Genomic DNA, 8,693 nt, shown 5'->3' with positions numbered 1-8,693 from the left:
GGTGGGCCCCGCGCCCCCCGGGCCCGCGGTCCCCCACCCTCACATCCACGCTCGCGGACAGCGAGAGCCACTTACGAGCCGCCCGCCGCGTGGGGGTGCGGGCGGCCCGCTCCGGGAAGATCGGCTTTCCCTCGGAACCTGGGTGCAGGTTGTGCTGTGGCGACGACGGCACAGCGCGCGCAGATGCCTGGTCGGCGCCGGTGACCCCCAATCACCGGAGTCCCGGGGGCAGCCGTCATGTCCCGGGCGCGTCAGCCAGCCGAGGCGGCCAGATCCGCGGCCGCCGACCCCGCCAAGGGGCCGGGAAGTGGCTGGGATGAGGAGGCCGCCCCCGCCGCCGCCACCCCAGCCACACAACGGTGCCGACGCTCCCCGCTGGCCCCCGGCGCGCAGCATCAAGTTCGGCCAGCGGAACGGCACCAGCCCGCACACGTGGGAGATCTGGATATGGAACGGCCTCATCCACCAGGAATGCTCCGCCTCGGAGCGCTCGGACATGCGCTACTGCCAGCTCGTCCATCTGCCACGCGGCATGACGCAGGAAGAGTGGCTCGCCAGGCGTATCGCCGAGCTGGAGGCGCTCGGCTGGGTTTTGCGTGGGGAGTGCGAGGTGAAGCTCACGTGACGAAGCATCCGGTGACGGGGGACCGGGCCGAAGCAGGGACGCGAGCCGGCGGGAGCCTGCCACGCACGGCCGGTTCGCGTCCCCCCGACGTTGAGGAGGTGTGGGCCGGGGCGGGTACGCCTGCCATATCGTTCTCGGCTCCCCGGCCTGCGTCGCCTCCCCGATCTCGTGGCCTGGGTGATGACCCGCTCTGCCCAGGCCGCGATCGCACTCCCGGTCCGCCGACGCACCGCGCGTCTGCAAGCGCGCACGGCGGCCCGGTCGAGAGGGGAGGGCGACGGCGCCGCCTCGCCGCCCTCCCCACACCAACCGGCCCGGCCCCTTCTGGTCGACGCCGATGCTGGCATCCACCGTCAGAGAGAGATCAGTCCACCGTGAGGAGACGGACATGACTGTGATCCACGCCCCGGCACCGCGCCCCTGGGGGCTGAGCCGGGCAACGGACCCCGCTACGCAGGAAGACCCCGTATGGGTCTCTACGCGGCTCGACCCGGAAACTCAGCGCACGACCTTCCTTGACAAGGATGGGGCGGCCGTCGACGTCTTCGACGCCACCAAACAGACCGCCCTGACGATCTCCTACTCCAAGCCGCATGATGGCGCCGAGAACGCCCCCGAGCGGGCCGACGACTCCCCCAACGACCCAGGATCTGACTAGCTGTGTCCTCATCCCGCGAGGTGATCATGGTCGTCACCTGCCAGGAGGACGCCACCGCGGACCTCGTCATCGGCGCGCTCAACACCCGAGACGCGATGGTGGCGCGTGTCGATCCTGCCGACATCGGCGAGACGCTGACCTTCGGCGCGCAGATCGGCGCCGGTACGGGCCAATGGACGGGACACCTGCATACGCCCAGCCGCCAGATCGCGCTGGAGGACGTCCGGGCCGTCTACCACCGGCGGCCCGGAACCTGGCGCTTCCATCATCTCGACCCGCAAGCCCGCGCGTTCGCGATGGCAGAGGCGCGCTACGGCCTGAAAGGGCTGCTGGCCAGCCTGTCCGACTGCCTGTACGTCAACCACCCGGCCCGCAACGAGTGGGCCGAGCACAAACCGGCCCAGCTGCAGGCGGCCTGCCGGGTGGGCCTGGACGTGCCCGCCACGTTGATCACCAACGAGCGGGAGGCTACGGTCTGGTTCGGCCGCGACCACGACCCCATGGTGTACAAGTCGCTGCGCGGGGTGCCGTACACCCCTGACGGGCGGGTCGGGGCCATCTGGACCCAGCGGGTCGGGCCAGCAGAGGTGGACGACACCGTCGCGCTCACCGCCCACCTCTTCCAGGCCGAGATCGCCAAGGCCGGCGACGCGCGCGTGACCGTGGTCGGCCCGCACATGTTCGCCAGTGAGATCACCAGCCCGAGCGGGGAACTGGACTGGCGGCGCGGCGACTGGGCGGCCCTGAAACATACGCCCATCCAGGTACCCTCGCCTGTGGCGTCCGCGATGCACGCCTACCTCGACCACTTCGGCCTGGTGTTCGGCTGCTTCGACTTCGCGCTGGAGGAACCCGAGTCCGACACCGGTGAGTGTCGGTGGGTGTTCCTGGAGTGCAACCCCAACGGCCAGTGGGGATGGCTCCCGGACGCCGGTGCCATCGCCGAGGCCATCGCCGACACGCTGCTGAAAGGGCAATCCGCATGATCGATGCATCCCCGCTGCGCAAGAAGCTGGCCGCGTCCATCGCCTCCCCAGGCTGGACGGCGGCGCTCGAAGCCGTGCCGCGTGAGCTGTTCGTCGGCGATGCCCTGTTCCAGTACCAGGACGCTGGCGGTTGGACGCCCGTGAGCCGCTCAGAGATGCCTGAGGAGGAGTGGCTGGCACTGGTCTACACCGACGAGACGTGGGTGACTCAGGTCGACGGGGTCATGGCCCGCGACGCCGCTGGGCCCATGGGCATCCGGCGGCCTACCTCCTCCTCCACCCTGCCCAGCCTGGTCGTGCAGATGCTCGACGTGGCCGGCATCGGCGAAGGCGGTAGCGTGCTGGAGATCGGCACCGGGACCGGCTATTCCACGGCCCTCATGTGCCACCGCCTGGGCGAGCAGGCGGTGACATCCGTCGAGACCGACCCTGAAGTCGCTGGCCGAGCCAGTGCCGCGCTCGAAGCCGCAGGCTTCGCCCCGACGCTTGTCCTGGGGGACGGGCTCGCCGGATACCCGGCGAGAGCACTCTACGACCGGCTCATCGCCACCTGCGCGGTCAGAACCATCCCGCCAGCCTGGCTGACACAAGTGCGGACGGGCGGCACCATCACGGCGCCGATGCTCGGCTGGGCGGAAGGCGCGGCCTTCGCGCACCTGACCGTCACCGACGCTGGTGAGGCACGCGGACGGTTCGTCAACGACGACGTCTACTTCATGCCCGCCCGGCCGCACGCCGCCCCTCCCCGCGGCGACATGTACATAGGCCGGGGAGAGGCCAGGCCAACGGACCTCAACCCGAAGATCGTCAAGGACAGTGCCGCGCTGTTCACGGTGCAACTCGCCATACCCGGCGCCATCCTCGGGTGGCTGGACAGCACGCTGACGCTCCGCGACCCCCGCACCGGCGCGCAGGCCGACATCAGCGACGCCCCGGGCGGAGGCTGGATCGTCCACCAAGACGGCCCCGTACGGCTGTGGGACGCGGTGGAGAAGGTGATCGAGCTCTGGCGCGGGGCAGGCTCCCCGCACCAGTCCGGGTTCGGGCTGACCGCGACACTCGAACGGCAATGGGTGTGGCTGGGCGAGCCAAACGGGCCCTCGTGGACTCTACCGGCGCACCCTCAACCGTAGAGCTGCTCTCGCCACTGACCCGTCGAAGGAGAACCCCGCACCGTGGATCAGCTATGGACGGCCGCACCGCTCGTGGCTCTCGACCTGGAGGGCACCGGCGGCCAGGACCGCGATCGCGAGAAGATCCTGGAGATCGCGGTCGTCCCGCTGGCCGCCGGCCGTCCAGAGATAGGCGGAGTGTGGGAGACGACCGTCAACCCCGGGCGCTCCATCGCGCCCCGGCCGTGGATCTCTCCAGACCTGACCGGCACCATCCTGCTGACGGCGCCGCCCCTCGAAGATGTCACCGACGACATCACCACACGTGTGCACAAGCAGATCCTCATCGGCCACAACATCGGTGTGGACTGGCGGCTCTTGCAGCGCCACCTGCCCGACCTGGAAGCCGTCGCGCTGATCGACACCGCCCGCCTGTACAAGCACCTGCGCCCGGCAGCTGAACGATGGAGCCTCAGCAGGCTGATCACGCAGTACGGCCTGTCTGACCAGGTGCGCGCCCTCGCTCCCAAACGCAGCCCGCACCGCGCGCTGTGGGACGCCGTCGCGGCCGCGCTCCTGCTCCCCGCCCTGGTGCAGGACCTGCCCGGCGGCGCCGCCACCACGCTGGCCGAACTGGAGCGCATCGCCGGCCTGCGGCAGCAACCGGCGGCCGGGCAGACAACGCTGGAATTCTGACGCCTGCTTGAGCTCATAGGCCTTGTCCTGGACAACGAGATGCCCCGAGCCCTGCGCCGCCACGAGCTTTCCTCGGCCCGAATAGGGCGCGTACGGCCAACTTTGCCGACGCCGCAGGGCCTGACGGCGGCGGCAAAAGCCACCCTGCCCAAGACCTCACATGATGGAGTGTGCAATGAGACAGATCGACCCGGGCGTAGCGGTCGGCCGATCGGTGTCATTACCGGCGCCGCTGACGGCGGCCGTGGTGATCCTCCTGGCGCTCGCCTATCCCGGCCCAGTGACCACCTGGTGGGCCGCGCTCGGTCCCGATGTGCCCGCGATCAGCGCGGTGCTGACGGCCTACTATCTGGCCCAGGTCATGATCTTAGGAACCTTTCTGGCGGGCTGGTGCCTGCCAGGAAAGCCGATCATGGTCAGGGTCGGCATCGTGGCGGCCAGCGCGATCATCACCGTGTTGGCGGTCACCGTCCCGAACCTGGTCACCTACGGCCTGTACTACATGGCCTCGGCCGGGATGTGCCTCTTCGTGGCCGGCCAGCAACTCGGCCGGGCACCGCTGTGGCCACCGCGCGGACGCGACCTGCCGCTGACGCTCGCGCCTCTCCCACTCATCTTGGCGAGCACCGGCGGGGTCGTCGCGCTCGCGACATGGCTGGGCATCCGGCTCACGGGGCAGACGACGCAATCTGAGGCGGGTGGCCTGGTGGGCGCGGTGGCGCACATCGACACCTACGCCGAGCGGCTGATTCGCTCCCTCTGGACAGGGGCCGGCGAGGAGGTGGCCGCGGTGCTGCTGGTGACCAGCCTGGCCCGCCGCAACGTGCCCGTCGTGTGGGTGTATCTGATCCCCGCGATAGTGCGCGCCAGCTACCACGCACAGTTCTCCTGGGCTGCTGTCGCACTCGTCATTTTGGGCGTCGGCATGGTCTCCCTGTGGCGGCGCTGGGAGCGGCTGCTGCCGCTGGTCGCCGCGCACACGCTGTGGGATGCGCTCGGGCAGCGCTACCCGTGGACCCTCCTGATCCTGGTGGGGGTGGGCCTGTTGATCACCGTCGGCTTCTGCGCCCGACCGGCCGTGCGCTGGCTATGGCGGCGAGCTAAACGCCGCGTGACCGCACCTATCGGCCGACCCGACCGACCTTCAGCCGAGCGCTCCGACCTCGATGCTCCTGCGTCCTCCGGCCAGGTGATGTCATGACGCCTCGGCAGAAGTACGCCCGCATCGCCCACGGAGCCGCAATGCTGTCTTCCGTATGGCTTCCGATCAGGCCCCCGACGAGCCCCGGGTACTGCACCCTCGTGAAGATGCTGGCGCGTGCCACCGTCTCCCTGGCCATGCACCTTATCCATACCCTCCTGATCCATACCCTCCTGTTCTAGCGGACGCAACCGGGCTTGGCGGAGTCGCAACAGCCAGGAGAGCTCGTGCTCCGCCGGGCACACCTATTCTGAGCGAACTCGCCGCATGGCCGAGACCGAGCAGGTCACACGCGATGCCCGACTCCCAGACAGGGCACGCCCGACCTAGCAACCACCCACACGCCGCAGCTGCGGACCCCAGACTCCCAGCCACAGGCTGACCGCCTCCAGGAACAGGCCCGGCCCGGAATCCGTGGCCGTGAGACCGCAAGCGCTGAGCGCCGTCCCACGGCCACCGCCCTGGAGCCCGGCAGGAAGACACGACGTCATGGACCTCCCCCTCCAGGCCCTGACGGCGGTTGAGCGCGCTCGCTGGCCAGCCCGAGACGCCAGTTGACGAAGCTGGCGTCGGGCGGAGTGGCCTTCGCCGGGCGGTCGGCGGGCACTCCTACCTCTGGACTGAGCGAGGCACCTGGCGGTCCACCTCGGTGATCAGGTTTCGCACGTGGGGGGCTCGACGGGCGTAGGGGGCCGGCTCGGAGCGGATCTCGGCGAACAGGGTCTTGCAGCGGACCGAGGTCAGCTCGGGCAGCCGTTGGAGTGCGAGGTGCCCGGTGTGCACGGCCTGGTCAAGGTCGCCGGTGCGGACGTAGGCCAGGCACAGCCAGGCGCCGTGCCGTACGGCAGAACGCTGGTGTACCTCGGAGGCGTCCAGGGCGCGGGCGCGCAGCAGCGTCTCGGCGTCGCGCACGAGCAGGTTCCGGCGGCGGGCGAGCATGACCATGGCGCGCCCGCTGATCGCGTCCAGCTTGGTCGGGGTGAGATACCCAGCCCATGCCTGGTCCTGGTCCTGGTCTTGGTCGGCGTCGTCGATCAGGGCGAGGGCATGGTCTCGGGCGCGTTAGAGGCTGGCAGGTGTACGAACGTCTCCTTGCCTGACTAGGGCGCAGCTGGGGGGCGGGTGAGGTGAGGCTCTGGTGGCGACGGCGGTGATCTCACCCGTCCTCGTGTAGGGCGCGCTGGTCTCGTGCGGGGTAGGTGGCCAGCGTTTCGGCGGTGAGCAGGTGGACCGGCTGGGTGCCGTAGATGCGGGCCAGCAGTCGGAGTGTGGAGATGGAGGGTCGGCGGGCTGCCTGGGGCCAGGTCTCATGCTCGTAGAGGCGGGACTCGCGCAGTCCGGCTCCGGTGGTGCCGGCGAGCCGGTGAAAGGCTTCGATGGTTTGGGCGGCGGTGAGTCCGGCGGCGTAGCGGTGGAGGCGGAGTGGGGTGGCGGGGTGGTCGAGGGCGAGGATGAGGGCGATCTGGTCGTGGGTGAAGCCGTGCTGGCGCAGGTAGCGGCTGCGGCGTCGGCAGTCGAGGAGTGTCTGGTATCCGGTGCCGGACATGGCCTGATGCCCCTTCCGTTGGCGCGTGGGTGCGCGCGGCGGCCCCGTGCGCCGGGGTCGGGGGACGGTAGGCGGACTGCGGCGAGGGGCTCCAGTCTGGGTGTGGGGTGGTCGACGTGCCGGTCGCGGTGGGGGCGACGGGCATGGCGGCGGGTGTTGCCGCAGGCCGGGGCGGTGTCGGCGTCGGGGGTCGGGTTGGGGGTGTGATTCGGGCGTGAAGGTGGGTGATCGTGCTGGCCGCTCCCGGCATCGGGCCGGGACGCGGACCGGAAGGGACACCTGTCATGAACACCCACACGCAGCACACGAGCCAGCCGAGCAACCTCCTCGCCCCGTCGGCTTTCCCCCTCCGGCGGGAGCCGGTCGGCGAGGAGTTCCCGGATCTGGCGCCGGGTCTGATGATGTCCACACTCCGCGCCGTGCGTTTGTGGGGCGGGATGGCGTGGCGGCGGGCTTTCCCCGGACGCGGTGACCAGTCCGCTCTGGCCCGCCGCATGGTGGGCCAGCTGCTGGCGGACACCGGGCGGGTGGAGGATGCGGTGTGGGTGACGGCCGAGTTGGTCAGCAACGCGCTGCGGCACACCTGCTCGGGCCGGGAACGGGGCTTCTTCGTGGTCGAGGTGCTGCTCGGGGCGGCGTCGGTGCGGATCGTGGTCTACGACTTGGGCGGCGGCCCGGTCCCGGACTTCTCACGGGCGCCCGGCGCGCTGCCGGAGGCTGAGGAGGGGCGGGGCCTGGCCGGGGTGGCCAAGCTCGCGGTCCGGACCGGGGCGGCGGGTGATGAGGTGACCGGGCATGCGGTCTGGGCCGAACTGGCCCTGGCCGAGCAAGTGACCGGATCGGCCTCGGACGCCACGGCGGCTGGTGCAACGGCCGAGCGCGATGTGGACGTGCCGGAGACGGGCGGCGTCCGGGAACTACTTGCGGCCGATAGATCTGATGCCAGCAGTCGGCAGGAGGGTGTGCGCCTGGACCCTTGCGCGGCTCTGCGGGAGGCGAGCTGAGGCGGGCGGCGGACCAGGTGTCCGCGTTCGGGCAGGAGCCGTGGGCGCAGGAGGCGCTCGCCGCCTTGCGCAGGGATTGGCCTGACTGGGCGTTTCTGGTGGTGCGTTACTGGTGGCTGGCGTTGCGTGGCAAGCGGGTGGTGATCAGCGCGAGCGGGCCGCGCGAGTTGCGGTACGCTCTGCCGCCCCTCCTGCCGGAGCGGCCCGAGCGGGGTTCGGCCGAGGCGGGTCCGGCGTCCGGCTCGGGTTCGCCTGGCCCGGTTGAGCGTGGCGTGCCCGAGCCGGGCCCGGTGAGGCTGCCGACGCTGGCCGAGCTGCTGCGCGGGGCGCCTGGCGTGAGCTGGACCAGGGCGAACACGCCGCCCTCGACCACGGTGTCCGCGTCCGGCGCGGGCGCGCACGCGGGTGGGGGCGATGGTGGCGGTGCGGGGCTGTGCGGCCCGTTGACGGCCGATGCGCCGCCGCTGGGGGTGATGGCGGCGGAACGGTCGGTGACGGGCACGTGGGCCGTTGGGCGCGTGGTCGGGGTGCGGGTGTCGTGGTGGCAGGCCGGGTGGTGGCCGTGGGGCCGGGGCCGCGACCGGTCGCGACCGGGATCACCAGTGGGGGAAGACGCTGCTTCGGCGAGCCGGGCCGGGCCTGCGGTAGGTGGTCGGCGTCGTCACGGCCGTGCCCGGCCGAGGCCCGTAGCAGCCGCTCGGCCGATCGCGGCCTGAAGTCCGTGAAGGGGGTTGGGGTCGTGTCCCGGTGCGGGGGCCGGGACGGGGCTTGACATCGGGGGCGCAGGTGGGCGTTGATACCGGTCCGTCCGCCCGCCCGTCCGGTGCGGAGGGGGTGCCGGGTGGGCGGGCCCAGGGGTGGGTTC

At 71.2% G+C, this 8,693-nt stretch carries 10 protein-coding genes; 7 read left to right on the top strand and 3 right to left on the bottom strand.

What is annotated here, in order from left to right; genetic code table 11:
- The first annotated feature begins 316 nt into the window (after positions 1–316).
- The 6 genes from ACFWYW_RS58405 (at position 317) to ACFWYW_RS58380 (ending at position 5,278) form a co-directional block, all read left to right on the top strand.
- A complete protein-coding gene (locus ACFWYW_RS58405) occupies positions 317–625 on the top strand; it encodes a hypothetical protein (RefSeq protein WP_379627845.1) in 309 nt (102 codons plus the stop codon).
- Between the two features lie 388 nt (positions 626–1,013).
- A complete protein-coding gene (gene tgmA, locus ACFWYW_RS58400) occupies positions 1,014–1,283 on the top strand; it encodes a putative ATP-grasp-modified RiPP (RefSeq protein WP_379627843.1) in 270 nt (89 codons plus the stop codon).
- A gap of 2 nt (positions 1,284–1,285) precedes the next feature.
- A complete protein-coding gene (tgmB, locus tag ACFWYW_RS58395; protein WP_379627841.1) occupies positions 1,286–2,269 on the top strand; it encodes an ATP-grasp ribosomal peptide maturase in 984 nt (327 codons plus the stop codon).
- Positions 2,266–3,402: an ATP-grasp peptide maturase system methyltransferase gene (gene tgmC / locus ACFWYW_RS58390; RefSeq protein ID WP_379627839.1), complete on the top strand. Its 1,137-nt coding sequence runs from the start codon at positions 2,266–2,268 to the stop codon at positions 3,400–3,402. The genes tgmB and tgmC overlap by 4 nt, the downstream gene beginning before the upstream one ends.
- A gap of 42 nt (positions 3,403–3,444) precedes the next feature.
- Positions 3,445–4,077: a 3'-5' exonuclease gene (locus ACFWYW_RS58385; protein ID WP_379627837.1), complete on the top strand. Its 633-nt coding sequence runs from the start codon at positions 3,445–3,447 to the stop codon at positions 4,075–4,077.
- A 175-nt stretch (positions 4,078–4,252) separates the two neighbouring features.
- Positions 4,253–5,278, top strand: a complete 1,026-nt coding sequence (locus ACFWYW_RS58380) for a CPBP family intramembrane glutamic endopeptidase (protein WP_379627835.1) — start codon at positions 4,253–4,255, stop codon at positions 5,276–5,278.
- Positions 5,279–5,887: 609 nt separating this feature from the next.
- Here the strand turns inward: ACFWYW_RS58380 and ACFWYW_RS58375 are convergent.
- Positions 5,888–6,223, bottom strand: a complete 336-nt coding sequence (locus tag ACFWYW_RS58375) for a hypothetical protein (protein WP_379627833.1) — start codon at positions 6,221–6,223, stop codon at positions 5,888–5,890.
- Positions 6,224–6,434: 211 nt separating this feature from the next.
- On the bottom strand, positions 6,435–6,824 hold the full coding sequence (locus ACFWYW_RS58370; RefSeq protein ID WP_379627831.1) for a hypothetical protein: 390 nt from the start codon (positions 6,822–6,824) through the stop codon (positions 6,435–6,437).
- Positions 6,825–7,108: 284 nt separating this feature from the next.
- Between ACFWYW_RS58370 and ACFWYW_RS58365 the strand changes: the two genes are divergently transcribed.
- A complete protein-coding gene (locus ACFWYW_RS58365; RefSeq protein WP_379627828.1) occupies positions 7,109–7,828 on the top strand; it encodes an ATP-binding protein in 720 nt (239 codons plus the stop codon).
- A 106-nt stretch (positions 7,829–7,934) separates the two neighbouring features.
- On the opposite strand, the gene ACFWYW_RS58360 is transcribed toward ACFWYW_RS58365, so the two are convergent.
- Positions 7,935–8,330 (bottom strand): hypothetical protein, encoded by a 396-nt coding sequence (locus ACFWYW_RS58360; RefSeq protein ID WP_379627826.1) that lies wholly within the window; start codon positions 8,328–8,330, stop codon positions 7,935–7,937.
- Positions 8,331–8,693 lie beyond the last annotated feature (363 nt).

Origin of the sequence: Nonomuraea sp. NPDC059023, assembly GCF_042740095.1 — a bacterium.
GTDB lineage: Bacteria > Actinomycetota > Actinomycetes > Streptosporangiales > Streptosporangiaceae > Nonomuraea.
The sequence above is the reverse complement of the archived record's forward strand: the minus strand, read 5'-3'. Positions and strand labels throughout refer to the sequence as shown.

Excerpts from the sequence above, each read along its gene's own strand:
- ACFWYW_RS58405 (WP_379627845.1), top strand. The coding sequence starts at position 317 with ATGAGGAGGCCGCCCCCGCCGCCGCCACCCCAGCCACACAACGGTGCC.
- tgmA (WP_379627843.1), top strand. The coding sequence starts at position 1,014 with ATGACTGTGATCCACGCCCCGGCACCGCGCCCCTGGGGGCTGAGCCGG.
- tgmC (WP_379627839.1), top strand. The coding sequence starts at position 2,266 with ATGATCGATGCATCCCCGCTGCGCAAGAAGCTGGCCGCGTCCATCGCC.
- ACFWYW_RS58380 (WP_379627835.1), top strand. The coding sequence starts at position 4,253 with ATGAGACAGATCGACCCGGGCGTAGCGGTCGGCCGATCGGTGTCATTA.
- ACFWYW_RS58375 (WP_379627833.1), bottom strand. The coding sequence starts at position 6,223 with ATGGTCATGCTCGCCCGCCGCCGGAACCTGCTCGTGCGCGACGCCGAG.
- ACFWYW_RS58370 (WP_379627831.1), bottom strand. The coding sequence starts at position 6,824 with ATGTCCGGCACCGGATACCAGACACTCCTCGACTGCCGACGCCGCAGC.
- ACFWYW_RS58365 (WP_379627828.1), top strand. The coding sequence starts at position 7,109 with ATGAACACCCACACGCAGCACACGAGCCAGCCGAGCAACCTCCTCGCC.